The 15,841-nt window shown below is 72.5% G+C and carries 12 protein-coding genes; 5 read left to right on the plus strand and 7 right to left on the minus strand.

Features of this window, described 5'->3' with window-relative positions; genetic code table 11:
• Window positions 1-237: 237 nt before the first annotated feature.
• From OHS81_RS02695 to OHS81_RS02710, 4 genes are all read right to left on the minus strand, one after another.
• Window positions 238-993: a polyprenol monophosphomannose synthase gene (locus OHS81_RS02695; RefSeq protein ID WP_328382056.1), complete on the minus strand. Its 756-nt coding sequence runs from the start codon at window positions 991-993 to the stop codon at window positions 238-240.
• Window positions 990-2,663 (minus strand): apolipoprotein N-acyltransferase, encoded by a 1,674-nt coding sequence (gene lnt, locus OHS81_RS02700; RefSeq protein ID WP_328382058.1) that lies wholly within the window; start codon window positions 2,661-2,663, stop codon window positions 990-992. The genes OHS81_RS02695 and lnt overlap by 4 nt, the downstream gene beginning before the upstream one ends.
• A 585-nt stretch (window positions 2,664-3,248) precedes the next feature.
• Window positions 3,249-4,904, minus strand: a complete 1,656-nt coding sequence (locus OHS81_RS02705; RefSeq protein WP_328382060.1) for an amidohydrolase — start codon at window positions 4,902-4,904, stop codon at window positions 3,249-3,251.
• A gap of 57 nt (window positions 4,905-4,961) precedes the next feature.
• The gene (locus OHS81_RS02710; RefSeq protein ID WP_026170119.1) at window positions 4,962-5,402 is read right to left on the minus strand and encodes an Lrp/AsnC family transcriptional regulator; all 441 of its coding nucleotides are present in this window, start codon (window positions 5,400-5,402) and stop codon (window positions 4,962-4,964) included.
• A gap of 209 nt (window positions 5,403-5,611) precedes the next feature.
• Here OHS81_RS02710 and OHS81_RS02715 point away from each other — a divergent pair, with 209 nt between their 5' ends.
• Window positions 5,612-6,040, plus strand: a complete 429-nt coding sequence (locus OHS81_RS02715) for a hypothetical protein (protein ID WP_328382062.1) — start codon at window positions 5,612-5,614, stop codon at window positions 6,038-6,040.
• Window positions 6,041-6,090: 50 nt separating this feature from the next.
• On the opposite strand, the gene OHS81_RS02720 is transcribed toward OHS81_RS02715, so the two are convergent.
• On the minus strand, window positions 6,091-7,200 hold the full coding sequence (locus OHS81_RS02720) for a phosphotransferase family protein (RefSeq protein WP_328382064.1): 1,110 nt from the start codon (window positions 7,198-7,200) through the stop codon (window positions 6,091-6,093).
• Window positions 7,197-8,336, minus strand: a complete 1,140-nt coding sequence (locus OHS81_RS02725) for a hypothetical protein (protein WP_328382066.1) — start codon at window positions 8,334-8,336, stop codon at window positions 7,197-7,199. Before OHS81_RS02725 ends, OHS81_RS02720 begins: the two co-directional genes overlap by 4 nt.
• A gap of 176 nt (window positions 8,337-8,512) precedes the next feature.
• Between OHS81_RS02725 and OHS81_RS02730 the strand changes: the two genes are divergently transcribed.
• Entirely contained in the window at window positions 8,513-9,670 is a 1,158-nt protein-coding gene (locus OHS81_RS02730; RefSeq protein ID WP_328382068.1) for a pyridoxal-phosphate dependent enzyme, read from the plus strand.
• Window positions 9,671-9,832: 162 nt separating this feature from the next.
• On the opposite strand, the gene OHS81_RS02735 is transcribed toward OHS81_RS02730, so the two are convergent.
• Complete coding sequence (locus OHS81_RS02735; RefSeq protein ID WP_328382070.1) at window positions 9,833-11,005, minus strand: acyl-CoA dehydrogenase family protein; 1,173 nt, start codon at window positions 11,003-11,005, stop codon at window positions 9,833-9,835.
• 335 nt (window positions 11,006-11,340) lie between these two features.
• Between OHS81_RS02735 and OHS81_RS02740 the strand changes: the two genes are divergently transcribed.
• From OHS81_RS02740 to adh, 3 genes are all read left to right on the plus strand, one after another.
• Complete coding sequence (locus tag OHS81_RS02740; protein ID WP_328382072.1) at window positions 11,341-12,624, plus strand: glycoside hydrolase family 18 protein; 1,284 nt, start codon at window positions 11,341-11,343, stop codon at window positions 12,622-12,624.
• Window positions 12,625-12,895: 271 nt separating this feature from the next.
• Window positions 12,896-14,221, plus strand: coding sequence for a GAF domain-containing protein (locus OHS81_RS02745; protein ID WP_328382073.1), 1,326 nt, complete (start codon window positions 12,896-12,898; stop codon window positions 14,219-14,221).
• A 67-nt stretch (window positions 14,222-14,288) separates the two neighbouring features.
• Window positions 14,289-15,812 carry an aldehyde dehydrogenase gene (gene adh / locus OHS81_RS02750; RefSeq protein WP_328382075.1) on the plus strand — a complete coding sequence of 508 codons (1,524 nt, stop codon included), beginning with the start codon at window positions 14,289-14,291 and terminating at the stop codon, window positions 15,810-15,812.
• Window positions 15,813-15,841: the final 29 nt, after the last annotated feature.

A 15,841-nucleotide genomic window follows, 5' to 3' on the forward strand; every position in this document is an offset into this window, starting at 1 on the left:
GCCTGGCCCCTGCCGCCCCACTCCCCGAGGGTCACGCGGGATGGATCATCTCCGGGCGGCGGTCCGGCGCAGCGGCACCGGCGTCAGCGGGTCCGGCGTCAGCGGGTCCGGCGTCAGCGGGTCCGGCGTCAGCGGGTCCGGCGTCAGCGGCACCGTACGTCAGCGGCACCGTACGTCAGCGGCACCGTACGTCAGCGGGTCCGGCGTCAGCGGGTCCGGCGTCAGCGGCACCGTACGTCAGCGGCCGCGGATCTTGTCGACCCGGGAGCCGACCCCCCAGGCCGTGACCCGCCACAGGGCCTCCACGACGATGTCACGGCTCATCTTGCTGTCGCCCAGTTCCCGCTCGACGAAGGTGATCGGCACCTCGACGACGTGATAGCCGGCCTGCACGGCACGGCGGGCGAGGTCGACCTGGAAGCAGTAGCCCTGGGAGGCCACGTCGTCCAGACCCAGCCCTTTGAGCGCCTCCGCACGGAAGGCCCGGAAACCACCGGTGAGGTCGCGCAACGGGAGGTCCAGCACCAGCCGGGAGTACGTACTGCCCCCGCGGGAGATGAGCCGGCGGTACGTGGGCCAGTTGACGGTGCGGCCGCCGGGCACCCAGCGCGATCCGAGGACGAGATCGGCGCCCTTGAGGGCGGTGAGCAGCCGCGGCAGCTCCTCGGGCTGGTGCGAGCCGTCGGCGTCCATCTCGACCAGCACGTCGTAGCCGTGGTCGATCCCCCAGCCAAAGCCCGCGAGGTAGGCGGCACCGAGGCCTTCCTTGCCCTTGCGGTGCAGGACGTGGACCTGCTCGTCGGCGGCGGCCAGTTCGTCGGCGAACTTGCCGGTGCCGTCAGGACTGTTGTCGTCCGCGACGAGGACATGTGCCGCGGGGACGGCGGACCGCACCCGCGAGACGATCGGCTTGATGTTCTCCGCCTCGTTGTACGTCGGAATGATCACCAACGTGGTGCCGAGCGGACCGTACTGCCGCTGCCCGTCTGTCACTGCTGCCCCTTCTCGTCCTTCGTTCGCCCGCGCCGGCCCGCAACTACCGCACCGGCGCAGGACAGAAGCCCCACGATAGCGAGCACCCACTCGGGAGCGGCGCCGACGCGGTCGGCGAGCGTCGTTTCGTCCCGCAGCGGGATCCGCGCGGAGACCACACCCTGGGTGAACTCGGGGATCCGGTGGGTGATCTTGCCGTCCGGGGCGACCACGGCGCTGATCCCGCTGGTGGCCGCGGTGACCACGGCCCGGCCGTGTTCGACGGCGCGCAGCTTGGACATCGCCAGCTGCTGCTCGGGCTGGCCGGAGCGGCCGTAGGTGGCGTTGTTGGTCTGGATGACCAGGGCACGGGCGCCCGCGTCGACGGTGTCGTGCACGATCTGGTCGTAGGCGACCTCGAAGCAGATGACGTCGCCGAGCCGGGCGGGGCCGACGTGGAGGACACCGGTGTGGTCACCGGGGTAGAAGTCGCGGGGCACCCGCTGGAAACGCGTGATGATCTTGCTGAGCTGTTCCCGGAACGGCACGTACTCGCCGAACGGCACCGGGTGCTGCTTGGTGTAGGAAGCGCCCGGCCCCTTCTTCGGGTCCCAGACGATGCCCTCGTTGAAGACATAGCCCTTCTTGGAAGGGTGGTCGATCAGGGCGCCGACGAGGACGGGCACGCCGATGGCCTTCACGGCCTCGTCGATCCGGTCGTAGGCCTGCGGGTATTTGTACGGGTCGAGGTCGGAGGAGTTCTCCGGCCAGATGACCAGGTCCGGCTTCCTGACCCGGCCGGCCTTGACGTCGGCGGCGAGCTTTTCGGTGGCCGTGGCGTGGTTGTCGGTGATCATCATGGGGCGGCCCAGGAAGTCCATGCCGGGCTGCTGGACGTTGCCCTGGACGACAGCGATGTCAGCGGTGTCGTCGGCCTTGGTGGGAACGGGCACCACGGCGCCGGCCAGGGTGACCGCCGCGGCGAGCCCGAAGGCTTCCAGGGCCGGGACGGCCCGGCGCAGCGAGCCGTTGCCGCGCAGCTGCCAGAGGGCGGCGGCACACACGGCCAGCAGCGCACCGGCCAGCGCCACGGCGAAGGTCACCAGCGGGGCACCGCCGAGCGCGGCGAGCGGGGTGAACGGCGAGCCGGTGTTGGCGAAGGCGAGCCGGCCCCACGGGAAGCCGCCGAACGGCAACCGGTCGCGGGCCCATTCCTCGGCGACCCACAGGCAGGCGGCCCACAGCGGCCCGCCCGGCAGCCGGGAGGTCACGGCGAGCGCCGCGCCCAGCAGCGTCAGGAAGAGTGCTTCGGCGACCGAGAGGCCGAACACGGCGTCCCACCCGACGACATGCAGCCACTTCAGCAGGATCAGGAAGAACGGCAGACCGAAAGCGAAGCCCGTCCAGGCGCCCTGCCGGGCGGTGCGGCCACGGGTCAGCAGCGACAGCGCGGCGACGGCCACCACGGACAGCGGCCACAGGTCGTACGGGGGGAAGGCCAGGCCGAGTGCGATGCCGAAGACGGCCGCAAGGCCGGTACGCAGCGCCTCCCGGCGGACCAGGGCGGCGAGGCGCCGCGCCCGTCCGGGGCGCCCGGGCGCGGCGGTGGAGCCCGTCCCGGCACGCGGCACCGGGCCGTCGGGCGCGGTGTCGCTGACGGCTTCTTCGGTGGTGTCGGAACCCGATGGCACGGTCGCGGGCCTTCCTGCAGGTCGTGCGGTGGTGAGCTGACCGTACATCGGGAGGCCGGGATTACGGATATGGGGTGCACAAAAGGTGAAGGGGCACCGAGGGAGGCTGCGGGCGGGGCCGCGGTGCGGAGAGCGGGGCCGCGGTGCGGTGCGGATAGGGGCCCGGCGCCCTTCGGGCCGACCTGGGACCCGCTGGCTGCGGGTCGACCGAAAGCCGTTGTCTACTGAGCGTCCGGGCCCCACCCGGGTCGCACCGTCCCCCAAGCTCCCACGGAGCAGGGAGGGACCCCCATCCGGCCGAAACGCTCCGTTGTCCCGTGCCGCTGGTGCTGGACCTGGCTCCCAGTGGTGGTGTGCCCCAGTGGCGCACCACCCCATGGCCCAGCTGCGTTCGACGACTGCGCGGAGGTCTCCCGGTCGGACGTCCTGGTGGTGGACTCCGCCGAACCTACCGGCCGTCGACCGTCTGCTGTCAACAGGTGCTGCACCTGCGTCGTTTCGCGTCGCCCCAGGTCAGCCGCGAGCGCCCCCAAGTGAGGCAAGGAGCGGCAGGCGCAGCCCGCGCCGGCACCTGCCCGCGCGATGTCACTCGTTCGGCGGCCCGAAGACCGTTCGCCCGCCGACGACCGTGGTCAGGCACACCGGGAGGTCGTTGCCGGGGGTGAGATCGGGCAGGCCAGGGGTGCCGGAGCGGGGGTCGGTGGACCAGCGCTGCACCCGCTCGTCGGGGGCCTGGACGATCAGGTCGCCGGTGCGCCAGACCGCGTAGTCGGCGGGGGCGCCGGGCACCAGGACACCCGCGTCGTCCCGGCCGATGGCGCGCCAGCCGCCACGGGTGTGGGCGGTGAACGCGGCGCGGGCGGAGATGCCGTGGGCACGGGTGCGGTGGAAGACGGCGGCGCGCACCGTGCCCCAGGGGTCGAGCGGGGTGACCGGGCTGTCCGACCCGAGCGCGAGCGGGACACCGGCCTTGAGCAGCGCGGCGTACGGGTTGAGCGTGCGGGCCCGCTCGGCGCCCAGGCGGGCGGCGTACATGCCGTCCTCGCCGCCCCATGCCGCGTCGAAGGCGGGCTGGACGGAAGCGGTCAGGGCCAGGTCGGCGAAGCCGGCGAGGGTGTCCTCGGTGAGCATTTCGGCGTGCTCGACGCGGTGCCGGGCGGCGCGGACCCGGTCCAGGCCGATCCGGTCGGCGGCGGCGCGCACCCCGGCGACGACGCCGGTGAGGGCGGCGTCACCGATGGCGTGGAAGCCCGCCTGGAGCCCGGCCTCGGTACAGGCGGCGACATGGGCGGCGACGGCCTCGGCGTCGAGCTGGGCGGTGCCGGTGTGACCGGCGTCGGCGTAGGGGGCGTGCAGATGGGCGGTGTGGGAGCCGAGCGAGCCGTCGGCGAACAGATCGCCCGCGGCGCCGAGCGCCCCGAGTTCCCTGACCCGCTCCGCATCCTTTGCGGATGCGATCAGCTCGGCCCAGTAGCCGATGACACGGGGGCCGTTGCCTTCCCGGGCCAGGGCGAGCAGCCCCGTGAAGTCGTCCTCGCCGGAGATGTCCGGGCCCGCGCACTCGTGGACGCTGCCGATGCCGAGCGAGGCGGCGCGGGCGAGCGCCGCGGCCTGGGCCTCGGCCCGCTGGGCGGGGGTGACGGTGGCGTAAGCGGCCTTGCGCACCGCGTGATGGGCGGCGCCGGTCAGCGGGGCACCGTCGTGGAAGCCGTCCCGGTCGCGGATGCCGGGGACCAGATCCAGCAGCGCCGTGGTCACGACGGCGGAGTGCACGTCGACCCGGGTGAGGTAGAGCGGGCGGCCACCGGTGGCCTCGTTCAGTTCCGCGCGGGACGGCGGGCGCCCCTCCGGCCAGATGCCGGCGTCCCAGCCGTGTCCGAGCAGAATGCGGTCCGCCGGGCGCGCGTCCGCGTAGGCGCGGATCCGGGCGAGCGCGTCGGACAGTGTGCCGACCCCGACCAGATCGAGGCCGGTGAGCGCGAGACCGGTCGCCGTGGTGTGCACATGTGCGTCCGTGAACGCCGGAGTGACGAGCGCACCGTCGAGCGGAATGACCTCGTCCACGCCCTCGGCGAAGGAGTCGGCCGCGCCCTCCTCCCCGACCCAGGCGATGCGGTCGCCTTCGACGACCATGGCGGTGGCGAAGGGGTCCGCGGGGCTGTGCACCTCACCGCCGCGCAGCAGGACGGTGCGGGGCCGGGAAGGGTGCTTCCGGGCCGGGTGGGAAAGGGGCTCGCTCATACCGGACAGTTTGGCCCCTGCGGACGGAGGGGCCGCGCGCAGGGGGGCGCTCGCCGGTCAGATGCGCGGCGGCCGGGCCTCGTAGGGGGTGGAGAGTACGACCGTGGTGCGGGTCGACACGCCGGCGAGGGTCCGGATGCGGGTGAGCAGATGCTCCAGCTCCAGCGGGGTGGCGACCCGGACCTTGAGGATGTAGTTCTCGTCGCCGGCGACGCTGTGGCAGGCCTCCAGCTCGGGGACCTCGGCCAGGCGGTCGGCGATGTCGTCCGGCGCGCTGGGGTCGAAGGGTTTGACCGAGATGAAGGCGGTGAGCGGCAGGCCCACGGCTTCGGGGTCCACGATGGCGGCATAGCCCCGGATGACACCGCGCTGCTCCAGGCGGCGCACCCGCTGGTGCACCGCCGAGGTGGACAGGCCGGTGGCCTTGCCCAGGTCGGTGTAGCTCATCCGCCCGTCCTTGACGAGCAGATCCACGATTTGTCGGTCCAACTCCTCCACCCGCTCAACCTACTGTGCGCGGGGGCGTATGCGCACCGTGCGCCGGATCGTGGACACCCCCACGCCGGTCCGTGTGACCAATGCCACACATGTGATCCGGTGTCGGTGGGTTGCCCGCGATTATGCGTGCGGCATGAAGGGAATTGCTGCTGGTGGCCGGGACCGCCCGTCACAGGAAGTCAGCGGTACGACCGACCCACCCGAGGGGGATGGACATCATGCGACGCCTTGAGCAGGACTCCGCTGCCGCGAACATCGGCGCCCAGGAGGGCGACAGTCCCGGCGGCTCGGGCGACGACGGTGCGGACGTCGACTCTTTCGACACCTATGAGATCTACCGCGTGACCTGCCCCGACTGCCTGCAGCCGATCGCGCTGCTGGCGGACGAGGACACGCTGCCCGAGCACGCGCTGTGCGCCTCGCCGTGGAACCCCTTCGGCCTGACGGTGTGCCAGGGATCCGGGCGGACGGTGTCCGAGGCACCCAGGACCGCCGACACCCTGGACGCCCAGGAGCAGGACGCGGCAGTGCTGCTGACGCTCCCGGAGAGCCTGGACTGGCGCCGCCAGCCGTTCTCGCACCTCGGCGGGCCCGGCACCCGGCCGGTCCGGGTGCCGCGAATGCGCCCGCTCGGCTGAGAGCGCCGGCAGGCCCGTAGACCGCCGGCCGGCCCGTAGGCCGCCCGGTCTCACCAGTACCGGCGCTCGATCATCGCTTCCAGGGTCCCGCGGTGCAGGATCAGCGCATCGGCGTCGGCCGGGACCGGAAGTTCCCCGAAGTGGACCTGGCGGTAGGCCACTCGCAGCATGACGATGGCGTGCCGCAGGGCCGCGTAGAGGGTGTGGAACTCCATGGCGCGGGGCCGGTGTCCGGTGAGCCGGGCATAGCGGTCCTCGACGCGGTCACGGCGCAGGAATCCGGGCAGCCCCCGCCGGCCGCCGCTCTCGGTGAGGTCCTGGAAGAAGCGGTGGAGAAAGACCATCCAGCCCAGGTCCAGTTCGCGGGGGCCGAGGGCGGCCATCTCCCAGTCGAGTACGGCCGCCGGCTCGAATCCGTCATAGACGATATTGCCGATCCGGGCGTCGCCCCAGGTCAGAACGGTCTCCCCGGGGTCCGCCGGCCACAGGTCGGCCAGCCGGGCAAAGCCGCGCTCGATCAGCGGGGAGCGGGGGCGCCCGTCAACGACCCAGCGATAGTAAGCCCGTTGGGCCTCCACATGTCGCCGCAGTGCGTCTCCCGTTCCGGAGGTGGCGAGGAAGCCGGCCGCGCCGGAGGGGACTTGGTCGTGCAACCGGGCGAGGACCGACACGCTGGCGGCTTCCAGATGGTCGCGCTGGGCGTCGGTGGCGTCGTACAGCCAATTGCCCTCGTACGTATAGGGCATGACGTCCGGTGGGACGCGGCCGGCGGCGCGCGCCATGACGAAGAACGGCGCACCGAGATACGCCGGGTCCTCTTCGAGCCAGAGGGTGCGGGGCACGGGCAGGTCGGTGTGTGCGGCGACCAGGCGCATGGTGCGGTACTGCCGGGCCATGTCGTAGCGCGGGAAGACGGTGTACGCGGCGGGGTCGGCGGCGAGGCGCAGTGCGCAGGAGCGGGGGACGTCCTGTGGCCCGGACGGCGGCCGGGGGTGGTCGATGTCGAAGAGCAGCGTCTCGCTGGACATGCCGTTGGAGTCCGGTACGGCCGGGGAGACGGCGCGGGCGCCGGGCAGCCGGGTGCCGAGCCAGGCGGTGAGCCGGCGGGCCAGCACTTCGGGGTCGCGGGTGGTGGTGCGGGGCCGGGGCGCCGTGTTCACTGTCCGGCCTCCTGCGCGACGGAGTCATAGCCGGTGAAGCCGCTCGGGTCGTGCCGGCCGAAGCTGCCGTGCTCGAAGATCCCGTAGCCGGTCCGTCCGTCGAGGGTGAAGCGGGCGGCGTGGTCGGTGACTCCGTAGGCGGCGAGGGGGTGGGCTGCCGGGTCGGAGAGGTCGTAGCTGCGGCGGTCGGTCCAGCCGCGGCCGCGCCAGGTGCCGTGCTGCCAGTCGTCGGCGCTCGCCGGAGGGTAGCCGGCGCCCACGGCGAGGGGTGAGGAGGTGAGGATTTCGGCGGTGAGGTCGAGGGGTTTGCGTGCCGGGTCGGTGAGATGGATGACGGCGCGTTCGGGGTGGCGGGTGCCGGGGCGGTAGCTGATGTCCGTGTGCGGCCAGCCGAGTTGGGCATCGCGGACGCCCTCGCGGACCATGGTGGCCTCGTTCAGGGTGCGGTGCCCGTCGGCGTCCTCCTGGACGATGACCATCACGAAGCGGTCGTCGAAGCGCACCGGGCACCAGATCCAGTGGAAGCCCTCGGGCCGCAGCTCCTCGGCCGCCCGTCCGCCGTCCTCACCGGCGATCGGGCGTACGCCCCAACTGCGGTCGCGGGTGCCGGTCCACTCCCCCGCCGTGACGGTGAGCTCCTGGCCGGCCACGCGGATGCTGCCGCTGCAGGTGCCCGCCTGGACGAACCGCCGGCCTTCGAGCAGCAGCCGGTCGCCGCGGTACTGGGTGTGGTGCGGCTCCCAGGTGGCGGGAAACGCCGCGGTCCAGGTCAGGTCGTACGCCAGGCCGTCCGGGTCGCCGGGGTCTGCGGCGCAGGTCAGCCGCAGGCGGGCCAGCGGTTCCTCGACGGTGACGGCGAGCGGGCCGACGGCGAGCGCGAGGCGGTCATCGGTGAGCGCGTCGGAGGCCCGTACGGCGTGCAGCCGGTCGCCGAGGCGGAGGGTGGCATAGGCGTCGATGACACCGGTGTTGGGGTAGACACCGAGGCCGGCGATCAGCAGGGCGCGGCCGGAGTGGTCCATGACATGGAAGATGCACCGGTCGTAGGCGTTGCGGTCGCCGGTGGCGACATGCCGCATGGACAGCGGGACCTGGTGGATCGGGTACTCGTCGAGCGCGATCGGGCGGTCGGGCACGGTCTCCTCCTGGGCGCGCGGTCGGCGGGGCGTAGCCCGGTTCGGGCCCCCACAGCGGGAGTTGACGGTACGTCAGCTCCGGACGGACGACCAGACCCGCGGAATACGTAGGGGCCGCATGCCCACTTCACCTGTTACATTTCGGGGCTGACGCCCGACCGACCCCTGGAGCCACGGTGACCTCACGACCTCCTCTGCACTGCCTGCGCTGCGCCCGCGTCTCCGAGGGCTTCGCGGGGTGCCGGACCTGTGCCGCGGAGGGCATCGGCGTCAATACGATGCCGCCGCTCGCGGATCTGGCCGGTGTGGACCTCGCCGCGTATCCGGGCGGGCCGTGGGGCCTGCCGCAGGCACTTCCGGTCTCCGGCCCGCCGGTCACGCTGGGAGAGGGCAACACCCCGTGCGTCCGGCTGCGGACGGCCCCGGAGCGGCCCCAGGACGGCGCACCCGCCGGGGAGTTGTGGCTCAAATACGAGGGCGGGAATCCGACCGGCTCGCACAAGGACCGGGCGATGGCCGTCGGGGTGGCCGCGGCGGTGGCAGCCGGTGCCGGCACCGTGGTCGCCGCGTCCTCCGGCAATGCCGGGGCGGCGGCCGCGGCGTATGCGGCACGGGCCGGGCTGCGGTGTGTGGTGTTCACCAACGAGAAGGTGCCGGCGGGGCTGCGGGCCCAGATCGATGCGCTGGGTGCCGAGCGGAGGGTGCACCCGGGCACCACCGGCGCCCGGAACGCGGCGATGGCCAAGGCCGTCGAGGAACCCCACCGGTACCCGCTGACCAGCTACTCGTCGCCGTCGCCGGGCGGGAATCCGTACGCCAACGAGGGGTACAAGTCGGTCGCCTACGAGCTGGCGCGGGACTTCGCCGGGCGGCGGATCGACGTGGTCGTGGTGCCCACCAGCCGGGCGGATCTGCTGGCCGGAGTCGGCCGCGGCTTCCGGGAGTTGGCGGCCGCGGGGCTGGTCGCCCACGAGCCCCGGCTGGTGGCCGCGGAGCCGTCCGCCGCGGCGCCGTTCACCGCGGCGCTGCGCTGCCCGGACCGCGCGGACCAGGAACGTACGCGAGTGGCGGCCCGGCCCACGGTGGCGTTCTCCCTCGGGGAGGAGCGGCCCTGCTGGCAGGGGCTCGACGCGCTGTGGCGCACCGCGGGCACGGCCGTGGCGCTGGACGACGAGGCGATCGGGGCGGAACACCGGAGGCTGGCGGCACAGGGCCTGGTCCTGGAGCCGTCCTCCGCCGTCGGGTCCGCCGTGGCGCGGGATCTGGCCCGCAGACCCGGCACCCTGGTGGTCGCGATCGGGACGGCCACGGGACTCAAGGGGCTGGTGGGCTGAGGCCGGGAAGCCGGGAGGCCTGACGGGCGGGCGAGCGGAGCGGCGGACGGGGCGGGGAGGAGCGTGCGGGCGGCTGGGCACGGCGGGCGAGGCGGGCCCCGGCGGGCGGAGCCGGTCCGGAGGCTTCCGGGCCTGCTTCCGCCCTGCCCGCCCCACCCCCACTCAGCGCGTCTCGGGCCCCGCGAGATGGCGGGCGATGACCATCCGCTGGATCTGGTTGGTGCCCTCGACGATCTGCAGGACCTTGGCCTCGCGCATATAGCGCTCGGCCGGGAAGTCGAGGGTGTAGCCGTAGCCGCCGAGAAGCTGGACCGCGTCGGTGGTCACCCGCATCGCGGTGTCCGTGCAGAACAGCTTGGCCATCGCCGCTTCCTTGGAGAACGGCAGACCGGCGTCGCGCAGCCGGGCGGCGGTGAGATAGAGGGCGCGGCCGGCCTCGATCTGGGTGGCCATGTCGGCGAGCATGAAGCGCAGGCCCTGGAAGTCGACGATCGGGCGGCCGAATTGCTGCCGCTCGGCGGTGTAGGCGAGCGCTTCGTCCAGCGCGGCCTGGGCGACACCGACGGCACAGGCCGCGATCCCCAGGCGCCCGGAGTCCAGGGCGGACAGGGCGATGGCGAAGCCCTGCCCCTCGTCCCCGAGGCGGCGGGAGTCGGGGATGCGGACGGCGTCGAAGTGCAGCTGGGCCGTCGGGGATCCCTTCATGCCCATCTTGCGCTCGGGCGCCGCGGCGCTGAGGCCTTCGGCGTCGCCGGGCACGAGGAAGGCCGTGATGCCGTGGGCGCCGCTGCCGCCCGTGCGGGCCAGCACGGTGTAGAAGTCGGCCACGCCACCGTGGGTGGTCCAGGCCTTGGTGCCCTCCAGCCGCCAGGTGTCGCCCTCCCGGGTCGCCCGGGTGGTCAGGGAGGCGGCATCGGAGCCCGAGGAGGGCTCGGAGAGGCAGTACGCGCCGATGAGTCCGCCGCCGAGCATGTCCGGCAGATGTTCGGCGCGCTGCTCCTTGGTGCCGTATCCGGCGAGCGCATGGCAGGCGAGGGTGTGCACGCTGACGCCGAGGCCGACGGTGAGCCGGGCGGCGGCGAGCTCTTCCAGAACCTGGAGGTAGACCTCGTAGGGCTGGCCGCCACCGCCGAATTCCTCGTCGTAGGGCAGCGAGAGCAGTCCGGATTCCGACAGCAGGGTGAAGGTCTCGCGCGGGAAGTGGCCGGCGTCCTCCTCCTCGGCGGCCGTTGGCCTGATCTCGCGCTCGGCAAGCTCGCGTACGAGGGTCAACAGGTCGCGGGCTTCCTCCGTGGGCAGCCTGCGGTCCACCGGCCGGGGGCCGTACTCGGTCATGGCGGCGCTCTCCTCCCTGTCGGGCGCTGCGGCGACACGCGCAGGGTGGGCGGCGGCGCCGGTTTCATCGTGCCAGGCCGATGATCGCGTTCCGGGTTGCGGAAGGCGATGACCTGCGGCGGTGGCGCTAGGAGTATGCCCGATCGGCGGCCTCGCGTCACGGGTTGATCATCACGGACTGCGGGAACCGGCCCCGCACCGCCCGGTCACCATATTGGTCCGAACCATTGACGCACTGGTCTAGTCCTTCTACCTTCTCCCCCAACGTTCAACGCGTTCATGCCAATTCGGACGCAGGTCAGGCTCCACCCCTCGCCCCCCTCCGAGGAGACAGCATGCTCAGACCGCACCGGATGCGTTCACCGCGCACAGTGATCGCCGCCGCCACCGCGCTGTGTACGGCGGCACTGGCCGGCACCCTGCTCGCCGGACCGGCCGCCGCCGCCCCGGCCGGCGCCCCTGCCGCACACCACCCGTCCGCGGCCGCCGCGCCCGCCCCGAAGCCCGCCGCGGCGGGCAACAAGGTCGTCGGATACTTCACCAACTGGGGTGTCTACGACCGCAATTACCACGTCAAGAACATCGAGACCTCGGGCTCGGCGGCCAAGCTGACCCACATCAACTACGCCTTCGGCAACGTTCAGGGCGGCAGGTGCGCCATCGGCGACTCCTACGCCGACTACGACAAGGCCTACACCGCCGACCAGAGCGTCGACGGCAAGGCGGACACCTGGGACAACGGCGCGCTGCGCGGCAACTTCAACCAGCTGCGCAAGCTCAAGAAGCTGCACCCGGGACTCAAGGTGATCTGGTCGTTCGGCGGCTGGACCTGGTCGGGCGGCTTCGGCGAAGCCGCCAAGAACCCCGACGCCTTCGCCCGGTCCTGCCTCGACCTGGTCGAGGACAAGCGCTGGGCGGATGTCTTCGACGGCATCGACATCGACTGGGAGTACCCCAACGCCTGCGGCCTGACCTGCGACACCAGTGGCAAGGACGCCTTCACCAAGGTGATGAAGGCGCTGCGCTCGGCGTTCGGCCAGAGCAATCTGGTGACCGCGGCGATCACCGCGGACGCCTCCGCCGGCGGCAAGATCGACGCGGCCGACTACGCCGGCGCGGCGCAGTACGTCGACTGGTACGACCCGATGACCTACGACTACTTCGGCGCCTGGGACGCCAAGGGCCCGACGGCGCCGCACTCCCCTCTCACCTCGTACAACGGCATCCCGAAGGCCGGTTTCAACAGCACCGACACCATCGCCAAGCTCAAGGGCCTCGGTGTCCCGGCGGGCAAGCTGCTGCTGGGGATCGGCTTCTACGGCCGTGGCTGGTCGGGCGTCACCCAGGATGCGCCGGGCGGCAGCGCGACCGGTGCGGCACCGGGCAAGTACGAGGCCGGTATCGACGACTACAAGGTGCTCAAGGGCCGCTGCCCGGCCACCGGCAAGGTCGGCGGCACCGCCTATGCCAAGTGCGGCGACCAGTGGTGGAGCTATGACACCCCGGAGACCATCGGCACGAAGATGGCCTACAAGGACGCACAGGGCCTGGGCGGCACGTTCTTCTGGGAGCTGAGCGGTGACACCGCAGGCGGTGAGCTGATCAAGGCGATCAGGTAGGCGGCAGATGCGGAACCGGGCGGGCGGGAGGCGGCGGCCTCCCGCCCGCCCCCGTCGTACGGCAGCGGTCGAGCCCGGTGGCCGCGCCCGTCACCGGCACGGCCGTGCTCTCCGATGACGGCTGCGCGCACGGTGACCACGGTGACGCCTGCGCACATGGTGACCACGGTGACGCCCGTGGGTGACCCGGCGCGCCCGCGGGGTTTACGCTCCCGCCCCGTACGAGCACCATCGGCCCTAAGGGCACGAGCCGCAGGTGAAGAGGTGACACGTGGTCAACCCTTGGCTGGCGATGGAGACCGGTGCCGATCCGGTGGAGCGCACGCGCAGGGTGCGCCGGGCCCATGCCGCCTTCCTCAGCGACGGGACCGTTGCGCCACCGGTCCGCCAGGTGGTCGCCGACTCCTGGCGCCGCTCCGCCGACGCCCGGGCCGCGGCGGACGGCGCCGCGCCCATCGATCTGGACGAGGCCACGCTGGGCGCCTACCGGGACGGGCATCCGCTGGCCCGCGCGATGCCCGTCTTCCGGGAGCTGCTGGGCAGCTTCGCGCAGGACGGCGCGCATCTGCTGGCCGTCTGCGATCCGCAGGGACGGCTGCTGTGGGTGGAAGGGCACCGCGGGGTGCGGCGCAGCGCCGAGCGGATGAACTTCGTGGCCGGCGCCCGCTGGGACGAACGGCACGCCGGTACCAATGCCCCGGGCACCGCGCTCGCCGCCGATCACGCCGTACAGATCTTCGCCGCCGAGCACTACAACCGGCAGGTGCAGCGCTGGACCTGCGCCGCCGCCCCACTGCACGATCCGCGGACCGGGCGGCTGCTGGGCGCGGTCGACATCACCGGCGGCGATCATCTGGCGAGCCCCCACAGCCTGGCTCTCGTCCAGGCCACCGCACGCGCCGCGGAAGCCCATCTCACCTCCGACGCACCCGAGTTGAGCATCTGCCTGTCGGCGCTCGGCAGGGACGAGGCACTGCTGGTGGTGGACGGGCAGCGGCTGCGGCTCGGCCGGCGCCACAGCGAGATCATGGTGCTGCTGGCCCGGCACCCCGACGGACTGACGGGCGATCAGCTCTCGGTGCTGCTGTACGGCGAGCGCGAGATGCGCCCGGTGACGCTGCGGGCCGAGCTGTCCCGGCTGCGCCATCTCGTCGGCACGCTGCTGCATTCGCGTCCGTACCGGCTGAGCCGCCCCGTCGAGACCGATCTGTGCACCGTCGGGGAGGCCTTGGACGCCGGCGAGGTGCGCTCCGCGCTGGGCGCGTACCGCGGCCCGCTGCTGCCGCTGTCGGAGGCGCCCGGTGTGCAGCGGCTGCGCGGTGCGCTGGAGGACCGGCTCCGGCGTACGCTGCTCGCCACCCGCGACCCCGCGCTGCTGCGCGAGTGGTCGCGCACCCCCTGGGGCGAGGACGACCTGGAGGTCTGGGAAACCCTGGTGGACGCCCTCCCGGAACGCTCCCCGGCCCGCAGCGCACCGATGGCGACCGCGGACCGGCTGCGCGCGGCGTACGGCCTGACGACCGGTGCCTCCCCCCGTGCCGTGCCCGCGCCCGCCGCCGCGCGCGTCGCAACGTTCACGCAACCTCCCCCGCCATAGCCTGCGCACAACGCCCGTCACACGGGAGTGGCGGGCACCGCGCCGAGAGCGATTGGGAGGCCGCACCATGGCCCGTTACGCCAGCCCGGGTTCCGCCGATGCCGTCATGAGCTACCTGCCCCGCTATGACCACTGGATCGGCGGCGAGTTCGTGGCGCCCGCACTGGGCCGGTACTTCGAGAACCCGACCCCGGTCAACGGTCAGCCGTTCACCGAGGTGGCGCGGGGCACCGCCGAGGACGTCGAACGGGCCCTGGACGCGGCGCACGCGGCCGCGCCCGGCTGGGCCCGTACGGCCGCCGCCGAACGCGCCGCCGTCCTCAACAAGATCGCCGACCGGATGGAACAGAACCTGGAGGCCCTGGCGGTCGCGGAGAGCTGGGAGAACGGCAAACCCGTACGGGAGACGCTGGCGGCCGACATCCCGCTCGCCATCGACCACTTCCGCTACTTCGCGGGCGCCATCCGCGCCCAGGAAGGCTCCCTGTCGGAGATCGACGAGGACACCGTCGCGTACCACTTCCACGAGCCGCTCGGGGTCGTCGCCCAGATCATCCCCTGGAACTTCCCCATCCTGATGGCGACCTGGAAGCTCGCCCCGGCGCTGGCCGCGGGCAACGCCGTGGTCCTCAAGCCGGCCGAACAGACCCCCGCGTCCGTGCACTACTGGATGAGTCTGGTCGCGGATCTGCTGCCGCCCGGCGTGGTCAACATCGTCAACGGCTTCGGCGCCGAGGCCGGCAAGCCGCTGGCGTCCAGCCCCCGCGTCGCCAAGGTCGCCTTCACCGGCGAGACCACCACCGGCCGCCTGATCATGCAGTACGCGTCCGAGCACCTGCGGCCGGTGACGCTCGAACTGGGCGGCAAGAGCCCCAACATCTTCTTCGACGACGTCTCCTCCGCGGTGGACGACTTCCACGACAAGGCGCTGGAAGGCTTCACCATGTTCGCCCTCAACCAGGGCGAGGTGTGCACCTGCCCGTCCCGCGCACTGATCCAGCGCGGCCACTACCAGGACTTCCTGGAGGCCGGCGTGGCACGCACGGAGAAGATCGTCCAGGGCCACCCGCTGGACACCGACACCATGATCGGCGCCCAGGCCTCCAACGACCAGCTGGAGAAGATCCTCTCCTACCTGGACATCGGCCAGAAGGAGGGCGCCCGCGTCCTGACCGGCGGCTCCCGCGCCGAGCTCGGCGGCGAACTGGAGGGCGGCTACTACGTCCGGCCGACGATCTTCGAGGGCAACAACGAGATGCGGGTCTTCCAGGAAGAGATCTTCGGCCCGGTGGTCGCCGTGGCCCCGTTCAGCGACTTCGACGACGCGATCGGCATCGCCAACGACACGCTCTACGGCCTCGGCGCGGGCGTCTGGACCCGCGACGGCTCCACCGCCTACCGCGCGGGCCGCGCCATCCAGGCCGGCCGGGTGTGGACCAACTGCTACCACGCCTACCCGGCCCATGCGGCCTTCGGCGGCTACAAGCAGTCCGGGATCGGCAGGGAGAACCACAAGATGATGCTGGATCACTACCAGCAGACGAAGAATCTGCTGGTCTCGTACTCGGCCAAGAAGCTCGGCTTCTTCTAGGGGCACGAGAAAAGGCGCCTGACCTGGAC

The organism is Streptomyces sp. NBC_00400, from assembly GCF_036048035.1.
Lineage (GTDB): Bacteria > Actinomycetota > Actinomycetes > Streptomycetales > Streptomycetaceae > Streptomyces.

Coding starts and splice junctions, on each gene's coding strand:
- OHS81_RS02705 (WP_328382060.1), bottom strand. CDS start 4,904: ATGAGCGAGCCCCTTTCCCACCCGGCCCGGAAGCACCCTTCCCGGCCC.
- OHS81_RS02715 (WP_328382062.1), top strand. CDS start 5,612: ATGGACATCATGCGACGCCTTGAGCAGGACTCCGCTGCCGCGAACATC.
- OHS81_RS02735 (WP_328382070.1), bottom strand. CDS start 11,005: ATGACCGAGTACGGCCCCCGGCCGGTGGACCGCAGGCTGCCCACGGAG.
- OHS81_RS02740 (WP_328382072.1), top strand. CDS start 11,341: ATGCTCAGACCGCACCGGATGCGTTCACCGCGCACAGTGATCGCCGCC.
- adh (WP_328382075.1), top strand. CDS start 14,289: ATGGCCCGTTACGCCAGCCCGGGTTCCGCCGATGCCGTCATGAGCTAC.